General features: G+C 46.6%; 37 protein-coding genes. 16 read left to right on the forward strand and 21 right to left on the reverse strand.

Features of this window, described 5'->3' with window-relative positions:
• Positions 1-5: 5 nt before the first annotated feature.
• The 5 genes from RS881_RS31325 to RS881_RS31345 all read right to left on the reverse strand — a co-directional run bounded on the left by RS881_RS31325 (position 6) and on the right by RS881_RS31345 (position 3,284).
• Entirely contained in the window at positions 6-1,307 is a 1,302-nt protein-coding gene (locus tag RS881_RS31325) for an alpha-amylase family glycosyl hydrolase (protein WP_315814350.1), read from the reverse strand.
• A gap of 76 nt (positions 1,308-1,383) precedes the next feature.
• Positions 1,384-1,752: a hypothetical protein gene (locus RS881_RS31330; RefSeq protein ID WP_315814351.1), complete on the reverse strand. Its 369-nt coding sequence runs from the start codon at positions 1,750-1,752 to the stop codon at positions 1,384-1,386.
• A gap of 17 nt (positions 1,753-1,769) precedes the next feature.
• A complete protein-coding gene (locus tag RS881_RS31335; protein ID WP_315814352.1) occupies positions 1,770-2,468 on the reverse strand; it encodes an MFS transporter in 699 nt (232 codons plus the stop codon).
• A complete protein-coding gene (locus tag RS881_RS31340) occupies positions 2,432-2,764 on the reverse strand; it encodes a hypothetical protein (RefSeq protein ID WP_315814353.1) in 333 nt (110 codons plus the stop codon). Before RS881_RS31340 ends, RS881_RS31335 begins: the two co-directional genes overlap by 37 nt.
• 298 nt (positions 2,765-3,062) lie before the next feature.
• Complete coding sequence (locus RS881_RS31345) at positions 3,063-3,284, reverse strand: hypothetical protein (protein WP_315814354.1); 222 nt, start codon at positions 3,282-3,284, stop codon at positions 3,063-3,065.
• 531 nt (positions 3,285-3,815) lie between these two features.
• On the opposite strand from RS881_RS31345, the gene RS881_RS31350 reads away from it, so the two are divergent.
• From RS881_RS31350 to RS881_RS31400, 11 genes are all read left to right on the forward strand, one after another.
• Positions 3,816-4,031: a hypothetical protein gene (locus tag RS881_RS31350; RefSeq protein ID WP_315814355.1), complete on the forward strand. Its 216-nt coding sequence runs from the start codon at positions 3,816-3,818 to the stop codon at positions 4,029-4,031.
• A gap of 142 nt (positions 4,032-4,173) precedes the next feature.
• Positions 4,174-4,686: a hypothetical protein gene (locus tag RS881_RS31355; protein ID WP_315814356.1), complete on the forward strand. Its 513-nt coding sequence runs from the start codon at positions 4,174-4,176 to the stop codon at positions 4,684-4,686.
• Positions 4,664-4,831, forward strand: a complete 168-nt coding sequence (locus RS881_RS31360; RefSeq protein ID WP_315814357.1) for a hypothetical protein — start codon at positions 4,664-4,666, stop codon at positions 4,829-4,831. The genes RS881_RS31355 and RS881_RS31360 overlap by 23 nt, the downstream gene beginning before the upstream one ends.
• Before the next feature lie 11 nt (positions 4,832-4,842).
• Positions 4,843-5,091: a hypothetical protein gene (locus RS881_RS31365; RefSeq protein WP_315814358.1), complete on the forward strand. Its 249-nt coding sequence runs from the start codon at positions 4,843-4,845 to the stop codon at positions 5,089-5,091.
• The gene (locus RS881_RS31370) at positions 5,025-7,139 is read left to right on the forward strand and encodes a hypothetical protein (protein WP_315814359.1); all 2,115 of its coding nucleotides are present in this window, start codon (positions 5,025-5,027) and stop codon (positions 7,137-7,139) included. The genes RS881_RS31365 and RS881_RS31370 overlap by 67 nt, the downstream gene beginning before the upstream one ends.
• A 71-nt stretch (positions 7,140-7,210) precedes the next feature.
• On the forward strand, positions 7,211-7,876 hold the full coding sequence (locus RS881_RS31375; protein WP_315814360.1) for a hypothetical protein: 666 nt from the start codon (positions 7,211-7,213) through the stop codon (positions 7,874-7,876).
• Between the two features lie 8 nt (positions 7,877-7,884).
• Positions 7,885-8,385: a hypothetical protein gene (locus tag RS881_RS31380; protein WP_315814361.1), complete on the forward strand. Its 501-nt coding sequence runs from the start codon at positions 7,885-7,887 to the stop codon at positions 8,383-8,385.
• Between the two features lie 117 nt (positions 8,386-8,502).
• A complete protein-coding gene (locus RS881_RS31385; RefSeq protein WP_315814362.1) occupies positions 8,503-8,862 on the forward strand; it encodes a hypothetical protein in 360 nt (119 codons plus the stop codon).
• Positions 8,781-9,215, forward strand: coding sequence for an RNA-dependent RNA polymerase family protein (locus tag RS881_RS31390; RefSeq protein WP_315814363.1), 435 nt, complete (start codon positions 8,781-8,783; stop codon positions 9,213-9,215). Before RS881_RS31385 ends, RS881_RS31390 begins: the two co-directional genes overlap by 82 nt.
• A complete protein-coding gene (locus RS881_RS31395) occupies positions 9,212-9,517 on the forward strand; it encodes an RNA-dependent RNA polymerase family protein (RefSeq protein WP_315814364.1) in 306 nt (101 codons plus the stop codon). The genes RS881_RS31390 and RS881_RS31395 overlap by 4 nt, the downstream gene beginning before the upstream one ends.
• On the forward strand, positions 9,433-10,017 hold the full coding sequence (locus RS881_RS31400) for an RNA-dependent RNA polymerase family protein (protein WP_315824662.1): 585 nt from the start codon (positions 9,433-9,435) through the stop codon (positions 10,015-10,017). The genes RS881_RS31395 and RS881_RS31400 overlap by 85 nt, the downstream gene beginning before the upstream one ends.
• On the opposite strand, the gene RS881_RS31405 is transcribed toward RS881_RS31400, so the two are convergent.
• From RS881_RS31405 to RS881_RS31420, 5 genes are all read right to left on the reverse strand, one after another.
• Positions 10,014-10,364, reverse strand: coding sequence for an ADP-ribosylation/crystallin J1 (locus tag RS881_RS31405; RefSeq protein ID WP_315814365.1), 351 nt, complete (start codon positions 10,362-10,364; stop codon positions 10,014-10,016). The genes RS881_RS31400 and RS881_RS31405 overlap by 4 nt on opposite strands.
• An 11-nt stretch (positions 10,365-10,375) precedes the next feature.
• Complete coding sequence (locus tag RS881_RS60160) at positions 10,376-10,675, reverse strand: DUF5990 family protein (RefSeq protein ID WP_350340264.1); 300 nt, start codon at positions 10,673-10,675, stop codon at positions 10,376-10,378.
• Positions 10,672-10,818 (reverse strand): hypothetical protein, encoded by a 147-nt coding sequence (locus RS881_RS31410; protein WP_315814366.1) that lies wholly within the window; start codon positions 10,816-10,818, stop codon positions 10,672-10,674. Before RS881_RS31410 ends, RS881_RS60160 begins: the two co-directional genes overlap by 4 nt.
• Before the next feature lie 76 nt (positions 10,819-10,894).
• Positions 10,895-11,455: a hypothetical protein gene (locus tag RS881_RS31415; RefSeq protein ID WP_315814367.1), complete on the reverse strand. Its 561-nt coding sequence runs from the start codon at positions 11,453-11,455 to the stop codon at positions 10,895-10,897.
• A gap of 7 nt (positions 11,456-11,462) precedes the next feature.
• Positions 11,463-12,041, reverse strand: a complete 579-nt coding sequence (locus RS881_RS31420; RefSeq protein WP_315814368.1) for a matrixin family metalloprotease — start codon at positions 12,039-12,041, stop codon at positions 11,463-11,465.
• Positions 12,042-12,099: 58 nt separating this feature from the next.
• On the opposite strand from RS881_RS31420, the gene RS881_RS31425 reads away from it, so the two are divergent.
• Positions 12,100-12,435: a hypothetical protein gene (locus RS881_RS31425; RefSeq protein WP_315814369.1), complete on the forward strand. Its 336-nt coding sequence runs from the start codon at positions 12,100-12,102 to the stop codon at positions 12,433-12,435.
• 405 nt (positions 12,436-12,840) lie between these two features.
• Here RS881_RS31425 and RS881_RS60165 read toward each other — a convergent pair whose 3' ends face one another.
• The 9 genes from RS881_RS60165 to RS881_RS31465 all read right to left on the reverse strand — a co-directional run bounded on the left by RS881_RS60165 (position 12,841) and on the right by RS881_RS31465 (position 20,256).
• Positions 12,841-13,050 carry a T9SS type A sorting domain-containing protein gene (locus RS881_RS60165; RefSeq protein ID WP_350340265.1) on the reverse strand — a complete coding sequence of 70 codons (210 nt, stop codon included), beginning with the start codon at positions 13,048-13,050 and terminating at the stop codon, positions 12,841-12,843.
• Entirely contained in the window at positions 12,984-13,499 is a 516-nt protein-coding gene (locus tag RS881_RS31430; RefSeq protein ID WP_315814370.1) for a hypothetical protein, read from the reverse strand. The genes RS881_RS60165 and RS881_RS31430 overlap by 67 nt, the downstream gene beginning before the upstream one ends.
• Positions 13,500-13,692: 193 nt before the next feature.
• Positions 13,693-13,878 carry a hypothetical protein gene (locus RS881_RS31435; RefSeq protein ID WP_315814371.1) on the reverse strand — a complete coding sequence of 62 codons (186 nt, stop codon included), beginning with the start codon at positions 13,876-13,878 and terminating at the stop codon, positions 13,693-13,695.
• Positions 13,879-14,401: 523 nt separating this feature from the next.
• On the reverse strand, positions 14,402-15,523 hold the full coding sequence (locus tag RS881_RS31440) for a T9SS type A sorting domain-containing protein (protein ID WP_315814372.1): 1,122 nt from the start codon (positions 15,521-15,523) through the stop codon (positions 14,402-14,404).
• Positions 15,524-16,004: 481 nt separating this feature from the next.
• Complete coding sequence (locus RS881_RS31445; protein ID WP_315814373.1) at positions 16,005-17,279, reverse strand: glucose-1-phosphate adenylyltransferase; 1,275 nt, start codon at positions 17,277-17,279, stop codon at positions 16,005-16,007.
• A 140-nt stretch (positions 17,280-17,419) separates the two neighbouring features.
• Positions 17,420-18,196: an IS4 family transposase gene (locus tag RS881_RS31450; RefSeq protein ID WP_315814374.1), complete on the reverse strand. Its 777-nt coding sequence runs from the start codon at positions 18,194-18,196 to the stop codon at positions 17,420-17,422.
• Positions 18,197-18,204: 8 nt separating this feature from the next.
• Positions 18,205-18,741, reverse strand: coding sequence for a transposase DNA-binding-containing protein (locus tag RS881_RS31455; RefSeq protein WP_315814375.1), 537 nt, complete (start codon positions 18,739-18,741; stop codon positions 18,205-18,207).
• Positions 18,742-18,839: 98 nt separating this feature from the next.
• The gene (locus RS881_RS31460) at positions 18,840-19,592 is read right to left on the reverse strand and encodes a glycogen synthase (protein ID WP_315814376.1); all 753 of its coding nucleotides are present in this window, start codon (positions 19,590-19,592) and stop codon (positions 18,840-18,842) included.
• A gap of 43 nt (positions 19,593-19,635) precedes the next feature.
• Positions 19,636-20,256 (reverse strand): glycogen/starch synthase, encoded by a 621-nt coding sequence (locus tag RS881_RS31465; RefSeq protein WP_315814377.1) that lies wholly within the window; start codon positions 20,254-20,256, stop codon positions 19,636-19,638.
• Between the two features lie 507 nt (positions 20,257-20,763).
• Between RS881_RS31465 and RS881_RS31470 the strand changes: the two genes are divergently transcribed.
• The 4 genes from RS881_RS31470 to RS881_RS31485 all read left to right on the forward strand — a co-directional run bounded on the left by RS881_RS31470 (position 20,764) and on the right by RS881_RS31485 (position 23,173).
• Positions 20,764-21,171 (forward strand): MFS transporter, encoded by a 408-nt coding sequence (locus tag RS881_RS31470; protein WP_315814378.1) that lies wholly within the window; start codon positions 20,764-20,766, stop codon positions 21,169-21,171.
• Positions 21,168-21,632, forward strand: coding sequence for an MFS transporter (locus RS881_RS31475; protein WP_315814379.1), 465 nt, complete (start codon positions 21,168-21,170; stop codon positions 21,630-21,632). Before RS881_RS31470 ends, RS881_RS31475 begins: the two co-directional genes overlap by 4 nt.
• A gap of 44 nt (positions 21,633-21,676) precedes the next feature.
• The gene (locus RS881_RS31480; RefSeq protein WP_315814380.1) at positions 21,677-22,126 is read left to right on the forward strand and encodes an MFS transporter; all 450 of its coding nucleotides are present in this window, start codon (positions 21,677-21,679) and stop codon (positions 22,124-22,126) included.
• Positions 22,127-22,189: 63 nt separating this feature from the next.
• Positions 22,190-23,173: an ROK family protein gene (locus tag RS881_RS31485; protein ID WP_315814381.1), complete on the forward strand. Its 984-nt coding sequence runs from the start codon at positions 22,190-22,192 to the stop codon at positions 23,171-23,173.
• A 187-nt stretch (positions 23,174-23,360) separates the two neighbouring features.
• Here the strand turns inward: RS881_RS31485 and RS881_RS31490 are convergent, their stop codons facing one another.
• Together RS881_RS31490 and RS881_RS31495 are read right to left on the reverse strand one after the other, a co-directional pair.
• The gene (locus RS881_RS31490; protein WP_315814382.1) at positions 23,361-24,938 is read right to left on the reverse strand and encodes an IS1182 family transposase; all 1,578 of its coding nucleotides are present in this window, start codon (positions 24,936-24,938) and stop codon (positions 23,361-23,363) included.
• A gap of 139 nt (positions 24,939-25,077) precedes the next feature.
• Positions 25,078-25,452, reverse strand: a complete 375-nt coding sequence (locus RS881_RS31495; RefSeq protein ID WP_315814383.1) for a DUF7737 domain-containing protein — start codon at positions 25,450-25,452, stop codon at positions 25,078-25,080.
• Between the last annotated feature and the right edge of the window lie 44 nt (positions 25,453-25,496).

The following is a 25,496-nucleotide window of genomic DNA, read 5'->3' on the forward strand; positions in this document are numbered from 1 at the left end:
GTTGTCTAAAAGATCACCTGCTTCATGGGATCTTTGTACACAAAATCATTGGAAGCGGTGAGGTACAGGCGGTTGACACCTTCGGTCCAGCCAAAAGCCTGGTTAAGGGCTGGAACAATGCCATATAAGTTCAATTGAAAATCGGTCACAGCCAGCAGGTTGCTCTTAAAAGGAACCTGGTATACGTTCTGGGTAAAGAAGGTTTGATTGGGAATGCCATGCACCCAGGTTTCGCCGAAGATATGGAGCTGGGGATACTCATCCAGAAGGGCCTTGTTGCATCGATTCATAAAGGCCAGGTCATTATAGGCATAGGTATCAATGCGCCAGCCATCGAGGCCAAATTCTTCGGTACACCAGATGGCATGTTGTATAAGGAAATTGGCTACAAAAGGATTTTGTTGATTGAGATCAGGCATGGAGGGTACAAACCAACCATCGCTCATTTTCTTTTTATCAATGGCAGCAGCATAGGGGTCCATCAATACCTGGTCTTTGTAAGTGGTATTGGTATAGGTGGGCCAAAAATGGAACCAGGTACTATCGGGTAAGTCGCGGAACAGGAAATGTTCGATGCCTACATGGTTGTAAACGGCGTCCTGTATCAGTTTCATGCCCCGCTTGTGCAAAGCATTGGACAGGGAGTGATAAGCTGAAGCACCACCCAACCGGGGCTCAATGGTATAATGACCGGTAGCAGCATAACCATGCTCGGTACGTTCGGGCATATCATTTTCCAATACAGGATTCAGCCAAAGGGCGGTAACGCCCAGGTCTTGCAAATAATCCAGGTGGTTCTCTATGCCTTTAAGGTCGCCGCCATGACGGTCGAATATTTTAGTGCGGTTAAGGCTTTGGTCTTTCATGCCGGCTATGCGGTCGTTGGTGGGATCGCCATTGCTAAAGCGGTCGGGCATGATGAGGTAGATAAGGTCTGCACTGGTAATGCCTTTGATCCTTGTTTTACCATTTTCCTTACTGCGTGGCTTCAGCTCATAGTTGATGGCATAGGCTTCACGCAATAAAGGATTGGCTATGCTGATGTTCTTTATACCCGGCCGGGCATTGGCGGGTATTTCCACATCAATAAACAGGTAATGGTTATTGGCTGCTTTATGGGTTTTCAATATCCTGATATCAGGGCTATTGGATACCACAGCAGTTTTGGATGTGGTGAGGCCATCGGGATGGTATACCATTAATTGAAGTTTGTTGTTCTTCATGCCGGTCCACCAATGGGTAGGGAATACTTTGGGTGTGTCTTGTGAAAATGCAAGTTGTACTGCCAGTAACAGGCAAACGATCAAGAAAAAGCTGCGAGCTGCGGCCAACGAGCTGTGAGCGGAACAATGAGCAAATGACATTTTATACAAGTGATTTTAACTACAATAGATCTTCTTTCATTTTATCTTTTACGATCAGGGCGCAAACAAAACCTGCAAGGATGAGCAACCACCCTCCTATTTGTACGGCCATGAGGCGATCATTGTGGAGGAAGTTTTCCATGATCTTGCCAAAGAATAAGGAGGCTAGTATTTCGGGCAACACAATGAAGAAGTTGAAGATGCCCATATAGATACCGATCTTATTTTCGGGCAGGTGACCCGCCAGCATGGAATAGGGCATGGACAGGATGGAAGCCCAGGCAATGCCCACCATACTCATGGATACATAGAGCATGGAAGGATTGGTGATATAATTAACAGAGATGAGCCCAACGCCACCAATCAGGAGGCAAAAGGTATGGGTCATCTTCCTGCCCAATTTGCCTACCCAAAAGGGAGGGAAAAGGAAAAGATGCAGGTAACGAGGTTGAGAATGGAAGAAGTGGCGCCGGCATGTTCTATACCCTTGGTAAATAGATCGCGCAGGCCGGTATTGGTGGAAGTGGGATCTCCTTTATAAATATCCCTTGCTACGCCGGTTGAATAATAAAACCACATCAGGAATAAGCCGGGCCAGGTAAGGAACTGTACGAGGGCCAGTCTTTTCATTTGCAGGGGCATGTTCAGGATGGAATGGGTTATTTCTTTTACGGCCCCGCTGAAACCCCTACCATGTTGTGCGTTGAGTTTTTGTTTCCAGTTGGGATCACGGGGCGGGTATTCTTTGCTGCGTAATACGGTATACAATACAGCCCCAAAAAACATAATACCACCGATATAGAATGACCACATGATGTTTTGTGGAATGCCTCCACCTGCATGATCGCGGGATATACCAAACCATTTAACGAGGTAGGAAGGCAAAAAACCGGCGATAAAGGATGCGGCACCGATAAACATACTTTGCATGGCATAGCCAAAAGCGCGTTGTTTATCATTGAGGTTATCGGCTACAAAGGCCCTGAAGGGCTCCATGCTGATATTGATACAGGAATCGAGTATCCAGAGGGTACCAGCTGCCATCCATACGGTGGGGGAATTGGGCATTACAAATAGGGCGAGGGAACTGAGGATGGCGCCCACCAGGAAATAAGGACGGCGTCTGCCCCAACGGGGTGCCAGGTGCGGTCGCTTAGGTAGCCAATAATGGGTTGAATGATGAGGCCGGTCATAGGAGCAGCCAGCCATAAACCCGGAATTTGTTCAGGTTTAGCACCCAGGTACTCATAGATGGCGCTCATATTGTTCATTTGGAGGGTCCAGCCAAACTGGATACCAAAGAAACCGAAGCACATATTCCAAATGGCCCAGAAGTTGACGCGTGGCCTGGCTTGTTTGGCCGTTTCGGTGTCCAATGTAAGGGGTGTAACAGGTTCCATAGCAATCGTTATTTGTTATTGGCAGCGGAAAGATAGGGGTTTATTGTGTAATCAGTACACAGTTGACGAGTTGATACGGTTAAAAGTTGAAAAGGAACAGGGTTTAAAGGTAGTAAGCAAGCGGGGGTCAAGGTAGCATGGATTGGGTTTAACGGGGAATTGGCCGGTTTTAAGGCTTCAACTGGTCCAGGAGGTCTATAAAATTTTGCTGGGCGCTGTCGAGGGTAATGAGCCCCGGTGGGGCCGATCGAGGTCGAGGATGGAAAAATGGTAACGCCGATCATGAGGGAAAAGCCTGCTACCATGATCCAGTCGATTGTTTTTTACTGCCATAACCTACAATGAATCCGGAGGCGAGGCAAAGGGCAAAAAGGAGGAAAAGGATGGAATCGGGTATAGTGGCCTGGCGGGAGGCTTTGCGGGTAGTTACTGAGTCGATCATGGGGTTGAGGGCATTGACCATGAGGGACCCGCTGTTGCGGGTAACGATATCGGGGCTTTGGGCAGCCAGGGCGGCCATGGCCCAGAGTTGGTTGCCGGTTTTATTGGTTTGTAGTAGGGCATCTTCATTTTGTTGGCGGTTAATGCCGGCCTTGTATAGGTTAATGCGTGCATTGACATATTCCCGGAACCGGACCCGGTATAGGTTGCGGATGGAATCGGGAAGAGGTCGGCCCGCAGGATGGCGGTACCGATATTATTGGATTCCTGCACCATTACTTCATAACGGTTGTCGTGGCGGGAGCTGGACATGCTAAAGGTGAACGACAGCAAAAGGGCTAATAACCCGAGTAAGGATCCCTGTATGGCGCCAAAGCCCTCATCGCTGTAGGTTGGCTGTTTTTAACCTTTTTCATTTTTAATTGATAGCCCCAAACATAAAATACGACTATGAGCAGAACGATAAGGCATGTAAGAATGAAAGAGGAAATTTGAAACAGGCTGGATGATGGCATAGGTTCCTGATTTTATGTATGGTATAATAAATACTCAATATACGAAAAACAATATTTTTATCTACCTTCCCTCCCCTTTATTCATGACCTGATCCATGCGCCTGATTAAACAAATTGCCCTTTATTTTAAGGAAGGAAATTCGGATAAAGTATATGAGATCGATCTCTGTGATGCAGGCAATGATAAGTATGTGGTGAACTTCCGTTATGGGCGCCGGAGCGCTCCTTTAAAGGAAGGCAGTAAAACGCCTGTGCCGGTATCGTTGTCCGAAGCAGAAAAGATCTACGCCAGTGTAGCCGAAGAAAAATAAGTAAAGGTTATACCAGCAGCGAAAGCAGCCAGGCTCCTGGCGCCAGTGTTTCTTCTTTTCATTGACTATTCCTGCATCAGCCACGCTTATTGCTAATGGGAGTTTATTGCCCGAAGGCCGGCCCAAGGCCATTTTGTAACGATTGCAACAGGCGGTAGAGGGTAATGCTAACCGCAGGCAAAAGCCCTGGAAGTTGAGCCGGGTAATATGGAAAGCGGGTGAATACAGAATTAAAGAAGCGGGGCCTGCTATTATTCAATTGTTCTCAAAAGGTGATACGCTTCATCAATACGTTTGTACCTGGGCGCTCATACGAAGCGGTCATGCAGCAGCGGTGGAAGTATTGCCCTCCATTCATAAAGACCACCCCTCTTCGCTGGTGCGGCGGATGGCCGGCGCCGGATTGATTGTACTGCTTAGCGGTGATGACCGGAACCAGCACCTGACGCAATACCTGGAGGGATTACCGGAAGGCATTAAAACAGCCATCCAGGAAAACCAGGCCAATACGCTGGAAGCCTTGCTGACGGAAAATCTACAGCAAGCGGCCTCCGGATATGGATGGTTGGAGAACCTCTACTTGATATCTATAGAGCAGCGGTGGCTTCGCCCCCTCTTCAAAAAAGATGGTATTGCAGGCACCACTGCAGCCTAATTATTTTAAGCATATCCGGGCCATTTATAAATCGGCAGAGTTGCTGGATGATTTTGAAATAACGGGGTTATTGGGCTGCAGGCTGGAACGGGAAACTGAAATGTTTACGCACAATGTATCAGGAAAGACCTCGAAACGGAGATAGACCTTGATGAAGTGGATGATCTTATCAATCCACATAAAGAACTAAAACGAAAGAACAGCCGCCTGGCCTATTCGCAAAAAACACGTTGGTACCTGCACCGCCGTATACGGCGCCGGTTGAAATTGCTGGGCAATACAGGCAATACGGATTATGTGAAACTGGCCACAGCGTTATTGATCGCCTATAAAAAGAATTGGATTTTAAAGAGGCCTTTGCTACCAGCCGCAGTGAATGGAATGGCCGCAGTTATATTTCTATAGAAACCCGCTATCCGCAAAATGCGCGGGCGGTATTCCTGCATGAGTTGCTTAGCGGGGAACATCCCGAACTGTCATTGATAAAAGGACAGTTATGGCAGATGAGATCAGCAGCAAAAACCAGCGGGAGTTCCCGGCCATCTGGCAGCAGTAGTCATCAACAGACGGGTGGCTTACTGAAAAAGCTGATCGGTATATTTGGCCAAAAGAAAGCGGCTTCTACTACCCAACCCGCCGCTACACCGTCAGCGGCTGCTGCGGCAAGTAATGAAAATGGTACGCCTTTCCTGCATTTGTGGAATCAACTGCCGCAATCGTTTCTTCAATTATTGATAGAGGCCGAATTGGAAGAGATCCATGAGTTTGCGCAGGGGGCGTTGACGATCCATCCGCAGTATCAGGAAATCAAAGGGAAATTGGATGTACCGGTATACAAGCGGTTGTTGTTATCGCGATTTGAGCTGCCAGTTGAATTTGGTTATACGCTGGTAACAGAAAAGTATGCCTACCTGCAAGCTCCAGGGGAACTGGTAACGGCGATGCTTAATTCATCCGTTGAAAAAGCCCGCCATAAAGGAAAAGAATGGGCCATTGCGGGACAGGTTGAATATTTCCAGCAAAGTGATTTTATCAAGGACCTGTTGTTTGTTCAGCATGGCGATATCAGGCAATGGGCCTGGGAGTTGATCCGCAGCCGAACGATAAACTCCGATATCAGAAAAGCCGTGGTAGGCAAAGCCATTGCTGAGATGATCAGCCATACGTTGCCTCATGAACTCATGGCAAGGAGGATCAATGGCGCCAGCGATGGGTTGATTGAATTGTTCAATACGGAAATACAGGAAGTACCGCTGGCCATTATTGGCGACCTGTTGCAGCATACGCAGGGACCGGTTGTATTGTTTGGCTTAAAACTATTAAAGCTGCAACGGCAACAGACCAATGCCGATGCACTGAACAAGTCGATCTTGTTTGACCTGCTGCGGCGTGATGATGCGGCTGTACGGGCAGCGGGTATTTCATTGCTTGAGTTGGTAAGTAGTCCGGAATTGTTAAAGCACCAGGAAGCGATCATTGTTGCTTGTTATTCCACCTACCGGGATGTACGGCAGGGGTTAGCGCCGCTCATTGGCCGCCTGGCAAAAGATGAAAAAACCTTTGGGCACCTGGCTGCCGCAACTTTGATGCCATCCTTGCTGCGTAAAGAAACCACCGAGGGGCTGCATGCAGATACCAGCAGGTTGTTGTGTAATGAATTGAGTGATTACCTGCAAAATGCCAACAAGGAAACAGCACTGAATCTCTTATACGGCAATTACAAAGCCGCGCAGGATGTTGGGGTGGTGATCCTTGAAAAATATACCAGTCCGGATCAGTTGACAATCCCACAGGTGATTGCCCTGGGAGGTCATGAAAACCTCAACGTACGTAACTGGAGTTGGAAATTTTATGGGGAACAGGCGTCGCGCATCCGGTATGAAAAGGAAGCAGCAGTGAAACTTTTGGACAGCAAGTGGCAGGATACGCGGCAATTTGCGATGCAGTATTTCCGGGAGCAGTTTACAGCTACTGACTGGACACCGGAAGCATTGATCACGCTGGCCGATTCGGTCAAGCCGGACGTAGAGGCATTTGGACGGGAACTGATCACCAGATTCTTTGACAGTGAACATGGGCTGCAATACCTATTGCAATTGAGTCAGCACCCCAGTGAGAAAATGCAATTATTTGCCACGAATTACCTGGAACGTTTTGCAGCAGATGATGTGGCCAAGATCAGTTCGCTGGAATTCTATATTCGCTCAGTATTAACGCGGGTTAATAAAGGTCGGGTAGCAAAGAACAGGATCTATCAATTTTTACTGGTTGAAGGCCGCAAATCGGGCGAAGCGGCCAAAGTGGTTAGCGGCATTCTTTCGGATGTATCGGCCACGGGAGCTATTGGGGATAAGGCCAAATGTATAGAAGTATTGTTGCAGCTGAAATCGCTGTATGAAGTAGAAACACCATTAACCCTAAAGCCATTCGTAACAAGAATGGCAGAATCATAAACGGTAGGTATGTTATTCAATTATCGCTTTGCAGGCAGCAGCAAGGTTACAAGTACCTCGCAAACAACGGGGTGTCGTTTGCTCCGGATACTTTGCGTGAAAGCGCCTGGTTTGTTGGCAAGCTGCACAAGAAGCTGGCATTCCGGGAAGCTATATCGGCGCTACATGATGTAGTGATGAGTGACCTGCGGTTCAAACCTAAGGACAAAACGGATTATAAGGAATGGGTAGCGCAAAACGAAGCGCTATTCCTGGCTGAGTTTATGGCCAGTTATGATGAGCAGGCGGCCACTAGCCGAATGGCCAGCATCAAAACAGAGCTAGCGGCGATTACGGTTGAAAAAGATAAGTTATTCGCGCCCTTCTACAAAGCCCGGCGGAAATATTACAACTACCTATACGAGAAGGACAAGGATATGTGGTTTGTGTTGGATCCGGTGATCACGATCCATCCTGATGAATTGTTCTTTGAATGTTTCAGTGAAGATGAATCGACGTATGGAAAGCTGGGCTGCAATTACAATGTGTTTAAGGAGGTGAATGACTATAAATGCGGCACCACGAATGTTGATTATTCGGCAGGGCTGTATGAAGAATTTCAAAAGATACGGGACTATAAGGAAACGGAGTTGAAGGTAGACCCTACCGGTTTTACGGTGCAAACTACGCAAGAGGAGTCCTTTAAGGAAAAAAGATCGACCTGCCGGAAAGTTGGGTACGGGGATTTTTGCAGGTAAGCAGTGCCATGACGCTGCCTACGATACAGGTAGACTTGCATCCCATGGATATTTACAGCATTTGCCTGTTGCTGCGCCGCTTTAAAGAAAAGCATAGGCCCAGGGCAATGCGTTATGTGCTGGAGCCGGGGCATCCGGTCAAGATCGTCCTGGAGCCCTGGGGCAAGGAGATCATCTGCACACGCAGTATCTATACAGGCAATAGCAAGCATGAAATAAGAACCTGGGGCCGAAGAAGATTGTTGATATTGGAAAGGCTGATACCGGTAGCCAACAAGTTTACAGTTCATTTGCTGGGCACGGGTTTACCGGCCTTCTATATTGCGGATCTGGGAGATATGAATTTTACGCTGGGATTAAGCGGATGGACGAATAACGACTGGAGCCACGCCGGTAATTTTGACCTGCTGGCGCCCAGACTTACGGTAGATGATATTACGAAACAGCAGGTGTTTGGGGCCTTGCAAAAGAATGGCTGGCTACGCCAGCGCATATTGGTCAAAAGTTAGGAATAGATACTGCTAAAGTGACGGCGCATTAAGTGCTTATACACAGGCCGGGCGGGTGATCTATGATCTTAACCGGGGTATACCGGTTGCGGGAATTGAGCCGTGAACCGCTTCCCTTTGAGCAATTGCGATTTAGATGACCGCATCCGCGAAGGTTCCAAGGATATGGTGGTATTGGAAGAAATGCAACGCCTGGGCTTTTGGCCTAAAAGTGATGCATCGCCTTCGGTACCGGAGCTACTGATCAAAAAAGAGGTGGAACTGAATAATGAGTTCCGTCGCTTGTTTGAGGAGCGCCGCATGTACCAGCAAAAAGAGGAAGTATTGAAGGCCATGCGGCAGAAACGGATGGCCGAAGCCAGGGCAAAGCAGCAAGAGAATAAAAGAAACGGGCTTTGCAAAGGCTCGAAAAAGCAGCAGCCTGGCAGCACAAGAAATCAACTGAGATCATTTACCTGGGTGAGGATGTTTCTATAGGGCTTAACCACAAAGAAAGCAATCTGGCAGCTTTACAAAAGCACCAGCTGCCAGTGTTTGCCAATGAAAATGAATTGGCTACAGCTCTGGGCATTACGCTGAAAGAATTGCGTTTCCTGGCCTTCTCACGCAAAGTATCGCCTATAACACATTACCGGAAATTCTACCTGCCTAAGAAATCGGGTGGCAAGCGTTTGATCTCGGCTCCCATGCCGCGGTTGAAAAAGGTACATTACCGGATATTAGAGCTGATCCTTAGCAAGGTGGCGGTACACCAGGCGGTGCATGGCTTTGCGCCCAAGCGTTCCATCATCAGCAATGCCTTGCACCATGTTGGTAAAAGACGGTATTGAATATGGATATGAAAGACTTCTTTCCTTCCATTCATTTCAAACGGGTAAAGGGCTTGTTGCAAGAATTGGGATATGCAGAAAAAATAGCCACTATACTGGCCTTGTTGTGTACAGAAGCGGTGACGGAAGAAGTGGGGATTGATGGAAAGGATTATTTTGTACAAAAGGGCCAACGGGTTTTACCACAGGGGCGCCTACCAGTCCGGCCATTACAAATATACTTTGTTATTCGCTTGATATTCGGTTGCAAGGGCTGGCTACAAAACATGATTGTAGTTATACACGCTATGCCGATGATGTGAGCTTTTCCTGGAATAACACGGATATCAATACACAACAAATGGTATGGCGCATCAAGAAGATATTGACGGATGAAGGATTTACGGTGCACCCAGAAAAGATCCGGATCATGCACCAGGGAGCCAGGCAGGAAGTAACAGGACTAATCGTAAATGAACGGTTGGGTATTGACAGAAAGAAGTTGCGTCAGTTCAGGGCCCTGCTGCACCAACTGCAAACGAAAGATGCCACAGAACTGATGCCGGGGCAGGCCAGTCCAGCCAATGTAGTAATAGGTTATGCCAATTTTGTAAAAACGATCAAGCCTGCACAGGGCGCCAGGTTTGCACAGCAGATCAATGAACTATTCAAGACCGGGCGTTTGCAATACCTGGTTAAAGAAGCGGTTCCTACGGTTAGTGATAATGGGCTAGCTCCTGCTCCACCCGATCAACATTCAGGGGTAAGGACGAAGACAAGCCGTGGTGGAATGTGGTGTGAGTGTTCAGCCAGATTTACTTAAACAAAAGATTTTGTCACTTCAATCTTCCCTATGATATTGCTGTTAAACTCTTCCAGCTCTTCAGCCGGTACCCAAAGCTCATTGTGAATTTCCCCGCCTACATTTTGCACCTGAAACTTTGTGACATAATCTGTTCGGACTTGAAACTTCGTTACAAATCCTGATCCTGAAGCAGGTACATTCCAGTCACGGGCGATCTGAATGGCATATTCCTCATTCATGACAGGATAAAAAATAGGTTGCTGAAGCAAACGAGGAGGGAATTTTATCCAACCCGATTCTTCAATCAGTGCCAATTCTTCTGGACCAACGGGGCGATATAAAGTAGTGGTTTCTATGTTTTGCATAAGTGTTTAATTTAGGATTGAGTAACTACTACCCACCCTGCAAAGGGTTTCACGGTAGCACAATTAGGGGTGCCGTCCTTGCCGGTTCCGGGAACTGAAGTCTGTAATATATCACCAGGATTATCATTTACCTGCTGGATCATTTCCCATGTAATACCTCTTAAAGGGATCTTTAAGCGCCGGCTCCAGGGTGAGGTAAATTGTCTCGCCGCGGTACCGATATCTATATAAACAAACCTTTCTCCGACAGGGCCTTGCGCAAAGGGACCTGCAAAATCGGGTAGACTGTCTTTGCCGGTCTTTACTTTCAGGGGAACTTAAAATGCAGGTCGTGCCCAGCTGCTTCAATAGCTTGCACAACTTCGTATTGGGTACCACTCCATTTTTGAAGGGCATATCGAACGCCCGATACCGGGGACTTCAAAACGATGCAGGCATTTAATTCCTGGTTCATAGAGGTGTGTAATAATAGAAAATTGAAATTACTATTCAATCTTCAATTGCGCCCATTAAATGATGATACCCTCGTTTTATTGAAAAGTTTTGATCACTTCATTAATAATGGGCCGTTCAGTGGAATAAATTATGCTAAGGGTATCACCCACAACCAATATACCACGGGCTGTGCGGTCGTTGTACTTTTTACCTTCCCTAGTTATATATTCATACTCCGCATAATCACCGATTCCCTTTGTATATCCTGTATTTGTTACCAGGGCTTTATTGTATTGGCCGTAATGATGAATATGGTATGATTTGTATTGATCGATCAGTTTTGGCACTGCAATCCAAAATCCGATCCAACAGGTCAATGTTAATAATAGCCCAATTACGCTACCTTTTGTCCAGGCACTTGACTGTTTCTTATTTCTTAAGGCTATAATTCCTGGAAATGGTGGCAATGGGATATTTCGCTTGTCGGGGAATAAAGCGTAGCCAATATAGTAGGAAAGGTATAGGCTTCCAAAGCCCAGGACTGCAAAAGCGGGTATTCCTATGTAAGAGGCTGGTGATGGTTCGTACCAGCAATAAATAAATGTCACTCCGGCAAGGAGTATCAATAGTAAGGGAAGTAATACATTCCTGATCATAGGGCTTCTATTTTAACTGCCAGCCTTTGCTGGTCAGGAATGATTTACAGTCGGTACAAAAGTCTGTTTCTTCATCCAAAGGGTTCCCGCCTTCGGCATCGCGCATAAAGCAGGTTTTAACAGAGCAATGTGGCAGTCCCTGGGTATGCCCCAGTTCATGAATGGCTACTTTATAAAACTGATCCTGTTGGCTGCCCCTGGTTAGTCTGAAGGAAGATACCACACAACCATTACCTGGACTGTACCCAAAGCCCATAACACCCCAATCTTTAATGGTATCTTTTGTGACGCTGATATCCTTATTGGTAAGCCCTATGATCACAGTATCTGCATTGCCCAAACGGTTTAAATACTTGATCAACGAATCAGCCCGGTAACGGTTTCCCGGCGCATACCAGGAGGATGCAGGAAACGGAATGGCTGTCCGGGTGATGATATGGGGATGGGTTTTCTTAAGCTCCCGCAACAAGGTGGCTACCTGGGTCGAAGGAAAATCGCCCAGGGGTTGAATAACCACTACTCTATTGGGATGAGTAGGTTGCTGGCAGGAAAAAGCCACCAGGCAACAGAGGACTAATGCAGACAATAATTTTGTTGTACGCAGCATAATGACTGGCCAGTAAAATACGCAAAGAAAATGACAGGTGGAAGTAGTTTTAATCGCGCGGTTCAAAGCCATTTACTTTCAGGAAGGCGATCCTGTCTTCCAGCAGGTGCAGTACATATCCATTATCGCTGCCTGCATTGCCCGGTACGACCAGGGTTTCAACAAATATTTCTTCGAACTTCAGCCCTTTGGCTTTAGCAGGTCGACAAGTTCTTTTTTTGTCCTGCGATCAGTGATCCGTTCATTGACGCCAATGAATATGCTGAAACGTTTGGCAGAGCCACCTATTTTAACGGGAAAGCCATCAACAGTTCCAGCAATCCTTTTTCCGGCAAAAGGAATCTTGATCTCACCGCAGTCAGCTCAGTTTTAAATCCTTTATCAAGGAGCAGTTTAAAGGGCGGACTATCAAAAAGAGCAGTAGCCCTGGAATAGTCAATGAAGGCGCCGAATAAAAACACCAGGTATCCAAAAAGGAAAGGGCCAGGCTCACTACAATATTGGTCCAGATCTTTTGCAGACCGAACTCAAAGGGTGTTCTATTTGCAATGGTCAGGACTATAAAAATGGCCAGGAAGAAGATCACTAACCCCCAGGCTTTCTTTTTATTTAGCAGGATGTAGTCGAGCATAATACTTATAAAAATACTATGTTTATTTCAACTGTCCGCCATTGATTTTCAGCCCACTTGGGTAAAGCATATTTCATGCAGGGGGTGCAGGTAATGTATTTAATACAATTATCCATCACCCACATCCCCTACATGAATGACAATTCATTATTCTTTGGTTATCCTGAATGTTGTTCCATTTATCTCCAATAGGTATATGCCCGGATGCAGGTCTGTAATAGGCACCTGCACCAGCAATAAACGTGGATCAACAGTCAGCGATCTGATAAGTCTTCCGGTTAGGTCTTTAATTACAATACTGGCCGTATGCCGCTTGCCGCGAATATAAAGGACACCTGTTGCAGGGTTGGGGTATATATTGAGTGCATTACCCTGTGGGGATACTTTTTAATGGATGAATAAACCTGGCTCCCTTCTTCGTTTTCTACTGCAATCCGGTAATAACTATCTACAGGCAATGGATTAAGATCGACATAATTGTATTCCCTTTTAGATGTCAGGTTCGGTAATACCTTAATGACCTCCCAGGTCCTGGCATCGGCCGATCTTTCCACCAGGAATTTAGCAAGGCCTTCATATGCCGTAACAGTCCAGGTAACAGTGGGTGTGCCGGTTTTAGTGGTGACGGCAAATTGTTCAACCACAAGAGGCAGCAGGATAGCGTTTTGGTAATACACGGTAATAGTTACGTGATCAACACTGGCTGTTAGTCCCACGCTCGCTACCCCTGCGGTTAACGATGCTTTAATGACCACTCCAAAATTGGCTGCATTAATATCAGCCGGTAGCCAGGCTAGTCCCCACAAATCCGATGCCCCTCCATAGCTGGCATTGGCATCACTGCCAGGCCAGGCTGCGGCACTGGCATGGTCGACACCGCTGATGATGCCATTTTTGACCAGTTTTATAGTGGCGTCTTTTACAGATCCGCCCAGGCTAATCCCCCTGTACTACGTTCCACCGTTACGGTTATGCCGCAAATGGCGGCGCCTGCCGGTATCAAAAACCAGGGTTTTCTACCAGGAGGTAATGGGTACTTGCCGAAGCCAGTAACGACAATACCACTGACGCCTGCGTAGAGTTGTTATCGGATAAGGCAGCATTGGCTGGAGTGATCCAGGCAACGGTACCAGAACTATTGTTATCAGAAAAACGGTCGGGCTTAACGGGCCTGACTGAATACATTGTGAAAAAGTGAGGTGGCAGGTGAATACAGGGCATAGGAATGCCATAAAAAGAGTAGCTCTTCTCATAAAATGTGGTTTAGGATTCAACAAATAGTTACGTTACCAGGAGCGTTGGCGGTCCTTGGGTAATAGAAAGGTCATCCCAACGTACCTGCTTTGTTGGGACACCCGTTTTTTGACGAATGAATGAAATGATTAACCGGTACCGGTTAAGGATAAGGTGGGCATTATAAGCCCTTGCAGGAAATAAATGTGTGAAACAGTGCTACAGATCAACGTAAACCAAAAAGGATGAAGGAAAGTGTTGCCTGTTTATAACGGGCATGGTCGGCTTTTATGATAAGAAATTTTAACCAGTTCTAATTATTTGTCATATATCAACCTCAAAGGTGGGTCAAGTTGTCACCAAGCGGGACCGTTGCTGGAGCCCAGCGGATGCTTAGGACGCTGGATGGGCGTTGCAAAAAGGGCCGATCAAAAGATCGGCCCTTTCGAGTTTTGTATTATGTCCGTCCTGTCCTTTATCTTGTTTGTGCTGCCACCTGCAGCCGTGATACATGGCCATCAATTTCGAGCAGGTAGTGGCCGGGAGGGATACCACTAATGGAAAGCTGTGCGGACAAAACAGCTGTATCCAGGAAAAGGGTCTTGATCAATCTTCCCTGCAGATCGCGGATCACAATGATGGGAGAATAGCGCCTACCTGAAATGGTAATGGTGTTAATAGCCGGATTGGGATAAAAACGAATATTACTGGCCTGACGTACCACCCGTTGCACACGCGAATACGTGACGCTACCATCGTCACTTTCTATGGCCAGTTGATAATAAACGGTACCCGGCGGTGGCGCTTGATCAGTAAAGGTATAGGTGTACTGGTTGGGCTGGGGATGGATGGTTGCGAAGGTATGCCAGGTGCTGCCATCGACCGACCTATTGACCATACACCGGGCTGCTGTTTCGTAATCAGCCATAGCCCAATTAAGGATATTTGTCGCATTACGCGCTGTGACGGTAAACCGTTCCAGTGTAACTGGCAATGTAGTAGGATTTAGGTAATACACGGTGATGGTGATATGGTCAATGCGGGCTGATAAAGCTATGCTTAGTAAGCCTGCCTGTAAGGAAGCTGCGATAGCTACTCCAAAATTGCCTGCATTGATATCTCCCGGAGTCCACGACAGGCCCCAGTTGTCGGTAGGGCTTCCATAAGTAATATACTCATCAAAAATGCTCCAGGCTGTGGAACTGGCATTGTTGGTGCCGGTGATGCTGCCGTTCTTTATCAATTTAATGACGTTGTCTTTTACAGCCCCGCCAAGGCTGATACCGGCTGCGCTGCGTTTTACATCGATGGATATGCCACTAATGGTGGCCGCCTCGGGAATAGCAATTCCCCAACCTTGTGCCAGGAGGTAGTTGGTGTTGACTGTAGCAAAGAGGCTCAATACCTGTGTAGCTTGTGCGCGGTTATTATCCGGCACGGCAGCATGGTGTGGATTACTCCATGAAACGGAACCCGATTGGGTATTATTAGAAAAAGCGGTAGCATTAAACGGCCCTACCTGAATGCGTTGGGCAGTAAGTTGGTAACTGATCATTAGCATGCATAGGGATGCCATTGAAAAGGAAAAGCTTTTCATTAATAAATGGTTTAGGATTAAACAATAAGTACTTGGCCGGGACGGATAGCTGGTCCCGGGAAATACATATACTCCTCTGGCGTAAGGTGGTTGCCAGAAGTCCAGGTGAATGATTAATGAAGGAAATGATCAACCGTTGCCGGTTGACGACAGGACGGGCACAATAAGCCCATGGAGGAAATTGGTTGATTAACCAATGCTACTAAAAGAAATAACCAGGAGGAGAATTGCGGAGAGTGGTGCAAAAGTACCGATGCACTTGTTATGTTGTAGTAATAAGCAATAAAATCTTACTATTTTTTGCTTTTGGTCAATACGCTACAAAAAACACTTTAGCCGATCGTAATTATACGTCGTACACAGGTCAGCGATAGCCACGATTCCTAACAGGCTGGATTTGATCAAAGATTGGCTGACATGAAAACAGGCTGTCACATGGGTGGTGTAACAGCCTGTTTTATTATGTAAATGTTTTCTTGAATTAGATCACAAATCCATCGGGCAGGATGGCTCCCTTCTTCACCACTACAATACCATCTTTAATGGTATAAAGAGAATGGTCGGTATTTTCCAATTGATCGCTGCCATTGATGCGTACATCGTTGCCTATGCGACAGTTCTTATCAATAATAGCGTTTTTGATATAGCAGCGGTCGCCAATGCCCAGGGTGGGCAATCCGCGCTCCTGTGCATGGGTCATTTCCTCGATGGTTTCGTAGTAGTCGGTACCCATGAGGTAGCTGCTCACAATGGTAGAGCCATAACCAATACGGCTGCGAATGCCAATTACGCTGTGTTCAATACGGCTGGCATTGATGATACAACCTTCGGAGATAATGGCTTTCTCCAGGGTGGTACCGCTGATCTTTGCCGGGGGCAGCATGCGGGCGCGTGTATATACGGCATTGGAATTGTCGAACAGGTTAAAAGGTGGTATCTCATCGGTGAGGGCCAGGTTGGCCTCAAAGAAGGAGTAGATATTACCAATATCGGTCCAGTAACCATCATATTGGTAGCTGGCCACCTTGTAGTTTTCCAGGGAACCGGGCAGTATTTCCTTACCGAAGTCGGTACAATCTTTATACACATCCATCAACAGGTCATTGAGCAATTTCCGGTTAAAGATGTAGATGCCCATGGAAGCGAGGTAATCTCTTCCTTTGGCGTGCATTTCTTCACCGGTATCGCTGGCCCAATCGGGTAATAATTCCTTCTTGGGTTTTTCTATGAATGAAGTGATGAGGTTATTTTCATCAGATTTTAAAATGCCAAAGTCTGAGGCTTCCCTTGCCACCACGGGGATGGTAGCGATGGAAATATCAGCTCCGGTATCCTTATGGTTTTGCAGCATCTTCTGGAAATCCATCTGGTAAAGCTGGTCGCCCGACAGGATGAGTACATACTCACATTCATGCTGATTGAGGTGGCGCAGTGACTGGCGTACGGCATCGGCCGTTCCCTGGTACCAGGAAGGGTTGTCGGGCGTTTGTTCGGCGGCCAGGATGTCCACAAAGGCGCTGCTGAATATGCTGAAATGGTAAGTATTCTTAATATGCTTGTTGAGGGAGGCGGAATTGAACTGTGTAAGTACAAACATCCGGTTGATGCCCGAGTTGATACAGTTGGAAATAGGAATATCCACCAGGCGGTACTTACCGGCAATGGGTACAGCAGGCTTGGAGCGACTGGCGGTAAGGGGGTACAACCTCGTGCCGGCTCCTCCACCCAATATGACAGCAATCACTTGTTTACTCATAATTGTTGGGTTTTTATATTTGATCAGTACAATACGTCAATTGTGAATCTGCAGCCCGTCCCGCCATGCGACCTATCGTGTGGACACATTTTTCATTATCATCCATGCATCGAAAGCAGCTTTAAAGTATTGTATTCCAATCAAAGGGTCGTAATACCAGGGTGTTTTCTACTTTCATAGCCCTTCCATCCGCCCATTCTTGCAATAACCCATACAAACCTTTTTAAATCCTGAGTTCTGTATGGGTTCTTTTGTTTTTCCGTTTTGCCTTCCAGTCGTATAATCTGGTGTTCCAGAAACAATTGTTCATCCTCACTAAAACAAGCCTCTGCCCCAAGGGCGACTTCAGGTTCTGCATAAGACAACCTCATCAGGAACAGTTTAATGACCACTTCCATAATCAGTAAACACATCTTTCGCACAGAGGAAGCATATTCCAGTTCCGATGCTTCTATGTTATAACCTTCTTTCTTCAGTATCTTAAATACTTCTTCAATCATCCACCGCCAGCTATACCACTCAATGCAACTTTTTGCCATGTCCGCGCTTTCAACAGCCAGGGTGGTTAACAAACGCCAGCATATCTTATCGGATCCCTCATAACCCACTTCCTTTGCTTCTACCAACCAAAGTTTAACCCATGGAACTACTCCTTCGCTGCTACCATACGTTCTCTTAATTTCCACTTCTCTATACCGGACTTCCATTCGGGCAATTCGCTTCTTCCTGCCGTTTTTAGCATCCACAACCAGTTCATAAGTGCCTTGCACCGGATGATCTGACAAACAACTGAATAACTTTGTTTTATCCTTTAATGTCCGGTTGGTCCTTACCCGGATTAGTAAATCGGCCCCTGCTTCCGGAATAACAGCAAATTGCTCATAGATATCACCTTCCCGGTCCTGTACAATGACCATTCCTTTTACTACATCCCCAACGCCTCTTTGGTGTTTTTAGACACTTCTATCCATCTGTACGACTCTTTTTCCTCTATCGGCAATGAACTATAGTTGCGCTCATGTTTACTTTTAAACTCCAGTGACCGGTTCCAGACCTTGATATCTGCATAGCCATAAGGAATCCCTTCAACAGCATCCAATACCAGGCTGGGGTGCAGCAGGAAACCCAAACCCTTTTTATTATTGGCATTGGTGGTACCTATATACTCATCTTTTTTAATCCGCCTGCTATGGCTGCTCAGGTTTATTTCTGTAGTATCCTGAATACACACCACATACTTATCCTGGCAGGCAGCTTTACAGTTAGCGGACAGATTCCGGACAATTTCTTCTTCACTCACACGGTCATTCTGCAAAAAACGATAAAACCCCTTGGCAGAAGACTCATCAGACGATAGCTGCCGGATCGAGTGGACACCTTTGCTAAATAAATCCCCTAAAATCTTATTGCCACGATACAATAAACGCAGGTCGTCTAATTCCGTAAATTCTCTCTTTTGCATAGTTTAAACACGCAAACTATACAAAAATGTGTCCACACGATAGGCCATGCGACGGGAGCGATCGACAATAAGCAATAACATGCCGCTTAGCAGAATGTTTAGCCAAGAGCCGCCTGGTATACTGCGATATACTGCTGTACGCTGGTTTCCCAGCTAAAATCGAGCTGCATCATGTGGCGGCGGATCTGTTTCAGGGTATCTTTTTGTTGATACAATTCTGTTGCCCGCCACACGGCCTGGGTAATATCGCCTACACTTGCCTCATTATAGCAAATGCCATAACCACCTGGATCACCATAGTCGATCACGGTATCTTTTAAGCCACCGGTACGTCTCACCATGGGTACGGTACCGTAGCGCATGGAATACATCTGGTTGAGGCCACAAGGTTCTACGCGTGAAGGCATCAGCAGGAAATCCATACCGGCATACATGGTATGGCTAAGGGTTTCATTATAGCCTATATAAACATTGTAATCGTATTGGGAAAGAGGTTTAATATCGGATAAAGCGCCTTCCACTTCGGGAAAACCGCTGCCCAGTATCAAAAAATTCATACGCCGGCCAATATGGTTCAGGGAATCGCGGATGGCCTGGGGCAGCAGATCGGCGCCCTTCTCTCCAACCAGTCGTCCAATAAATCCGATCAATGGTTTATCGAAATCCAGGGAAAACTGGTTGCAGAGCTGCATTTTGTTCTTGGCTTTGCCGGCTTCCATATCGTCCAGCCCATACCGGTGTACCAGGTATTCATCGTTTTGGGGATCCCAAACCTTTACATCAATACCATTCAAAATGCCATAGCATTTGCCTTTTTCGTATTCAAAGAGGGCTTCAAGCCCATTGCTCATGTATTTGAGTTCGTCGAGGTAGCTGGGGCTTACGGTGGTGACCTTATCGGCGCATTTGATACCGCAAGCCAGGGATTGATGTTTTTATTCCATTCCAACAGGCCCCACTGCCACATATCATAAGGGGGATGAAGATGCCCTGGTTCCAGCTCATCCATCCCTGGTATTGGGCATTGTGGATGGTAAGAACGGTATGAATGCCGGCAATGGGCCGGTATTTAATACAATGCTTAAGCATGAAAGGAATGAGGGCGGTGTGGTGATCATGTACGTGGATCATATCGGGCAGGTGCTGCCAGGCATTGATCCAATCAAGTACAGCGATCTGGAAAGCGGTAAACCGTTCGGTATCGTCATCATAACCATATACCTTTTCCCGGTCCAGCAGGCCATTGATATCTACCAGGTAGAGGTCAAAGCCCAGTTTATTGTTCCTTTCTTTGATGACGGTAAACTCAAACCACCAATTGCCCAGGTTGGTATATCCTTTATGAACGACGTCCCATTGGTTGGCATACAGGAATTTGGTACGGTACATGGGCATTACCACTTTGGCAATATGGCCCGCTTCATTGAGGTACTTGGGTAAGGCGCCCACAACATCGCCCAATCCACCAGCTTTGGCCACGGGGTAACATTCTGCGCTGACGTGTAAGATCTCCATGCTGTTCTACAATTGGTGTGCGAAATTCCTGTCAATTTAGGAAGGATTTTGATTCATTGTTGCACAGGGAGTAAAAAAGGTAAAAGATTACTCATGTATTGGCCTTATGCTTTGATGTATCATTACAAAACATACATTTGCGGCACTATTCCTTGCATAACTTATAAATTTTGACCGTCCGATACGGGTGATGGCAAAAACTGTTACTTTTAAAAATTTTACTAAAACGATTCTGCATGAGTCAACAAACCAAGTGGTCCCAGTTCGGTGTTTTGATCATCGTATTTTTCTTCTGGGGCTTCGTAGCTGCTTCCAACAGTATTTTTATCCCTTTTGCAAAAAGTTCTTTAAGCTGGATCAGATTCAGTCACAGCTGGTAGGTTCAGCCTTTTATGGCGCCTACTTTTATGGCTCTCTTATCCTTTACCTGGCATCGGCTATTGGCGGTACTGACCTGCTCAATAAGATCGGATATAAAAAGGTATCATCTATGGCCTGCTGATCTCGGTGGTAGGTGCGCTGGCGCTGGCCTTTATCAGCGGTTCGGGTAATGCCACTTTTGGACTGGTATTGTTATCCTTCTTTATAATCGCATTGGGCTTTTCACTACAACAAACATCTGCGCAACCGTTTGCTATTGCTTTGGGTAGTCCGGAAACAGGCGCCCACCGACTGAATATGGGCGGAAGCGTTAATTCCTTTGGCACCCTGCTGGGACCATTGGTAGTAAGTGTAGTACTCTTTGGTAGCGTCGCTGCAAAGAAAGAAGCATCGATCACCAATATCCAAACGCTGTATTTCTTCCTTTCCGGTTTGTTCCTGCTGGCAGCTGCCATCTTTGCTTTTGCCAAATTGCCTAAGACCACTTCCAACGAAAAGCTGGAAAAAGTCCCAAGGCTTTATATACCTTATTGATCATTGGTCTCATCTTCCTGCCTGTACTGTTTGCGGATTTCGTGAAAGAGCAAACCGGCATCAGCAAAACAGCCATTGTAGTAGGTTCGTTGTTGATCATCCTTGGTATCCTCTTCGTCTCCATGTTCCTGGCTTCCAAAAACAAGGAAGGATGGGGCGCCATGCAGTACCCACAGTTGGTACTGGGCATGATAGCCATCTTTATTTATGTGGGTGTGGAAGTAACGATCGACAATAACTTTGCAGCACTGCTGAAACTGCCTGCTTTTGGTGGTTATGATGAGTCGGAAATTGCGCACCTGGTATCGCTGTACTGGGGTAGTTTGATGATCGGCCGCTGGACGGGAGCCGTGAGTGTATTCAACCTGCCCAAGAGCACCAAACGGGTTCTTGGCCTGGTAGTTCCGATAGTAGCTTTTGCGCTGATCCTGCTGGTGAATTATATTAAGGGGATAACGTAGTCAATGAGTTCCTCCCCTACCTCATTCCTATCATCATTGCCGCATTGGCCTTCCTGTTTGCTGAAGAAAAACCAGTAAAACTGTTGCTGACCGTTTCTGTACTGGCAGCTGTTGCAATACTGATATCACTGGTAACCACTGGTATGGTTTCCAATTTTGCCATCATCAGTTGCGGTCTTTGCTGCTCTGTTATGTGGCCCTGTATCTTTGCGCTGGCAGTTACCGGTTTGGGTAAATATACCAGTCAGGGCTCTGCTTTCCTGATCATGATGATCCTGGGTGGTGCGATCATTCCGCCAACACAGGGTGCGATCATCGACCTCGATCAGGCGAGATTGGCGGCAGGTGGAGGTGAAGGAACCAATTTCACCCACCTGTCTTACATCGTTCCGCTGATCTGTTTTGCCTACCTGGCATGGCACACGATCAAGACCAAAGCAGTGTTGAAAAGTCAAGGGCTGGATATTGATGCGCAGATAGCCGGAGGCCACTAATCAACCAAAATAATTTGTACATTGCGTCCCGCTAAAGGCGGGACCTTTTTATAATCACTAATCATGGCAATCAGTCAAAAGCAAGAGCTGGCAATCGGTATTGATATAGGTGGCACCAACACGGTGTTTGGTATTGTGGATCATCGCGGGGATATTTCGTACCGGGGTGCTATTTCCACCAGGAAGCACAACAATGTTACTGATTACATCAATGAGTTGTATGAGGCGCTTTTACCGGCTATTGACGAAGTTGGTGGCATTGGCGCCATTCGTGGTATTGGTATTGGTGCGCCGAATGGCAACTATTACAATGGCACCATTGAATATGCGCCCAACCTGCCCTGGAAAGGGGTGATCCCATTGGCTCAACTGATGACGGACAAGTTCAATGTATCCTGTTCGCTGACCAATGATGCGAATGCAGCTGCCGTGGGAGAAATGATGTACGGGGTAGCACGTGGCATGAAAGATTTCATTATGATCACGCTGGGCACGGGTGTTGGCAGCGGTATTGTGGCCAATGGACAACTGATCTATGGCCATGATGGCTTTGCCGGGGAACTGGGCCATACCACCATCATTCCTGACGGCCGCAAACACAAAGGCACAGGCCTGCATGGCTCACTGGAAGCTTATGCTTCTGCCACCGGGGTAGCCTTAACAGCGATCGAGTTCCTGGAAAGGGACAACCACCGCGACAGCCTGCTGCGCAATTTTGCCAAAGAAGAGATCGATAGCCGGGTAGTTTACGACTGCGCAATGCAGGGTGATAAGCTGGCACAGGAAGTATATGAGTTTACCGGTAAAGTGCTGGGATTGGCGCTGGCTAATTTTGTGATGTTCTCTTCTCCTGAAGCCATCATTTTATTTGGTGGTATGACGAAGGCAGGCGACCTGATCCTGAAGCCTACAAGGGAGCATATGGAAAAGAATATGCTGCCCATTTTTCCAAAACAAGATCAAGCTCTTGTTCTCCGAACTGAAGGAGGCAGATGCCGCGATCCTGGGCGCCAGTGCGCTGGTATGGGAAATGAAAGGATAACCTGACTCCATAGCTGGATCACTTTAATAAAACGGGGCTGACCTAAAAGGTCAATACCCGCCAAAAGAAGAAAATTATATGGCCCGCCCTGTCGGGCTATATAATTTTGTATGGCAGTAAGTTTTTCGGGTATTTATGAGCTTGTGTAGAAGATCAGGGAGTAAAGCTACCCTTGAGAGCCTGTTTTTGCAGTCAGGAAGCCCTTTTGGCACCATTGAGATATACCTTTCGAAGGTTATGGGCCATGGCTACCAGCGCAATCTCTGTTTTTACTTTGCGCAGGCCACGCAGGTGGAAGCGACGGAAGCCCATATTGTGCTTAATGTCGCCAAAGCAACTTTCGATCTCTGTACCGCGTCGCTTTTTTAATGCCTGTCCCAGTTCTGTGTGAAGATTCTCCCGGGCCTGTTGCTTATAGGCTTCAAGCTTTTCATTCACCTCTATCTTCCGGTTGTACCCTTTGGTGGATTTGCAGCATTGTTGGTATAAGGGACAGCCAGCACAATTGTTACACTCATATAGTCTCACTTCAGACTTGTAACCGGTTCTTTTATGCGTCTTCTGATGTTTGCCTTTAAAAACAAGCAGCTCATTATTGGGACATCCGTAACTGTCGGTTACAGGGTCATAGGAGAAGTTCTCCTTTAGAAAAAGGTTTTTCTGGTACCCCTTTGTTTGTTCCTTATGATAAAGTGGGAACTTCATATAATTCTCTATCTCATTTTTCTGCAACAATTCGTAATTCTGTTCTGTACCAAAGATGCTGTCAGCGATGATCCTGTCCGGTTTGCAGGGCTGTTGTTGCTCTATCTGCTGCAGGTGACCTTCAAAGCAAACACCATCATTGGTTGTCTGGTGAACACTGATACCGGTAATGAACTGCTCTTCACTGCCAGCCATTATATTGTAGGCAGGGAGAACCTCCACTTTGTTTTTCATCATCATGGCGCTGGCATCAGGGTCTGTTTTGTTGTAGCCACTGCGCTTGCCTGCTTTGGTGATCTGGTTGTTATACTTGTCTATTTTATGTTCAGCCTCCTTTAGCTTCTTTTTCAGTGTCATTGCCTTGCGACGCTTTCTTTTGGCTGTAGTTGTACGGATCGTATCATTCAATTCAGCTACTTTCTCTGCAATGGCTTCCCGTGTAATAAAGGACGCCTTTCCATGCTCTTCCAGGTCTGCTGTACCGTAAGTTGTTTCTTCCTGCCTGTTCAACTCATCGATCTGCTTAAACAACGACCGGCAGTTTTCTATATTCTTTGCGCCATAGCGTTCTGCATTCTTCTTCCATACCATTTTGTGTTGATTGGCATCGGCCCGTAAGGTCGTGCCATCACAGAAATAGTTCTCCAGTTTTATGTATTGGTGGGCTACCAGGAATTCCAGCATTTCCTTAAACAGGATCTCTATGACTTCTTTGGCCTTGCTGCTACGGAAATTATTGATTGTCCGGAAGTCAGGCCGGCTCATACCACTGAGCCACATAAAATGTATATCCTGGCCGAGTGCTTTGGCTATTTTACGGCCAGTGTAGATCTTGACGCTGTAGGCATATAATAACACTTTCAGCAGCATCCGGGGATGGTAGGAACTAGTGCCGCCGCCTTTGTACAGATTAATTAAGTCACTGATATCCATAGACTCTACAACTTCGTTGACTACCCGGACAAGGTGCTTTTCGCCAATTAATTCTTCCAGAGAAGGGGGTAGCAATAAAGATTGTTGCTGATTGTATTGCTTAAATATTACGGAAGTCTTTACTTTAGCCATTGTAATTTTTGAGTGTGGTAACTTAAAATTACAAAACAGCCCTTACTCTAAAAAGTAAGGGCTGACCTTTTTGGGGTCAACCCTTACTTCTTTAAACAAACTGACCTTTTGGGTCAGCCCCGTTTTCCTCTCCAATCGATCAGGCAGGAGTGATCTGCCTGGTGATCGTAACGTCTTTTATTTTGTCGTCATCAGCAAGCAACAATGCTTTGCTGATGATGATGGATAATAAGTTATCTCCCTCAAAAGGCAGGAATACTTTCTCTTTACTGATGCCGGTGGCCTGCTCTGGTACAATACACAGGTACTGATCATTGGGCTCCAGGAGAATATTTCCGCTTCCCATGTGGATCTTATAGGTTCGCAATTGCCCCTTTACAACCAGGAACTTGCCTTCAAAACTGCATTTGTCCTTGATCTTCAGCCGTGGCACCAGTTTCTTCAATACATCAGCCCGCACACGCGCCGACTCCGACAGATCGCCGAAAGAATAACTTCCCCAGTAGGTATTCATCTGGTCGTTATCAATACCATTATCCCGCCAGGACGGATCATTGC

Origin of the sequence: Paraflavitalea speifideaquila (genome assembly GCF_032395985.1) — a bacterium.
Taxonomy (GTDB): domain Bacteria; phylum Bacteroidota; class Bacteroidia; order Chitinophagales; family Chitinophagaceae; genus Paraflavitalea; species Paraflavitalea speifideaquila.

Excerpts from the sequence above, each read along its gene's own strand:
- RS881_RS31495 (WP_315814383.1), bottom strand. The coding sequence starts at position 25,452 with ATGAATACCTACTGGGGAAGTTATTCTTTCGGCGATCTGTCGGAGTCG.
- RS881_RS31330 (WP_315814351.1), bottom strand. The coding sequence starts at position 1,752 with ATGACCCATACCTTTTGCCTCCTGATTGGTGGCGTTGGGCTCATCTCT.
- RS881_RS31435 (WP_315814371.1), bottom strand. The coding sequence starts at position 13,878 with ATGTATTCAGTCAGGCCCGTTAAGCCCGACCGTTTTTCTGATAACAAT.
- RS881_RS31450 (WP_315814374.1), bottom strand. The coding sequence starts at position 18,196 with ATGGTCATTGTACAGGACCGGGAAGGTGATATCTATGAGCAATTTGCT.
- RS881_RS31455 (WP_315814375.1), bottom strand. The coding sequence starts at position 18,741 with ATGCAAAAGAGAGAATTTACGGAATTAGACGACCTGCGTTTATTGTAT.
- RS881_RS31350 (WP_315814355.1), top strand. The coding sequence starts at position 3,816 with ATGCGCCTGATTAAACAAATTGCCCTTTATTTTAAGGAAGGAAATTCG.
- RS881_RS31485 (WP_315814381.1), top strand. The coding sequence starts at position 22,190 with ATGGCAATCAGTCAAAAGCAAGAGCTGGCAATCGGTATTGATATAGGT.
- RS881_RS31490 (WP_315814382.1), bottom strand. The coding sequence starts at position 24,938 with ATGGCTAAAGTAAAGACTTCCGTAATATTTAAGCAATACAATCAGCAA.
- RS881_RS31405 (WP_315814365.1), bottom strand. The coding sequence starts at position 10,364 with ATGCAAAACATAGAAACCACTACTTTATATCGCCCCGTTGGTCCAGAA.
- RS881_RS31465 (WP_315814377.1), bottom strand. The coding sequence starts at position 20,256 with ATGGAGATCTTACACGTCAGCGCAGAATGTTACCCCGTGGCCAAAGCT.
- RS881_RS31415 (WP_315814367.1), bottom strand. The coding sequence starts at position 11,455 with ATGATCAGGAATGTATTACTTCCCTTACTATTGATACTCCTTGCCGGA.
- RS881_RS31340 (WP_315814353.1), bottom strand. The coding sequence starts at position 2,764 with ATGGAACCTGTTACACCCCTTACATTGGACACCGAAACGGCCAAACAA.
- RS881_RS31460 (WP_315814376.1), bottom strand. The coding sequence starts at position 19,592 with ATGAGCAATGGGCTTGAAGCCCTCTTTGAATACGAAAAAGGCAAATGC.
- RS881_RS31410 (WP_315814366.1), bottom strand. The coding sequence starts at position 10,818 with ATGAACCAGGAATTAAATGCCTGCATCGTTTTGAAGTCCCCGGTATCG.
- RS881_RS31440 (WP_315814372.1), bottom strand. The coding sequence starts at position 15,523 with ATGAAAAGCTTTTCCTTTTCAATGGCATCCCTATGCATGCTAATGATC.
- RS881_RS31345 (WP_315814354.1), bottom strand. The coding sequence starts at position 3,284 with ATGGCCGCCCTGGCTGCCCAAAGCCCCGATATCGTTACCCGCAACAGC.
- RS881_RS31380 (WP_315814361.1), top strand. The coding sequence starts at position 7,885 with ATGACGCTGCCTACGATACAGGTAGACTTGCATCCCATGGATATTTAC.
- RS881_RS31445 (WP_315814373.1), bottom strand. The coding sequence starts at position 17,279 with ATGAGTAAACAAGTGATTGCTGTCATATTGGGTGGAGGAGCCGGCACG.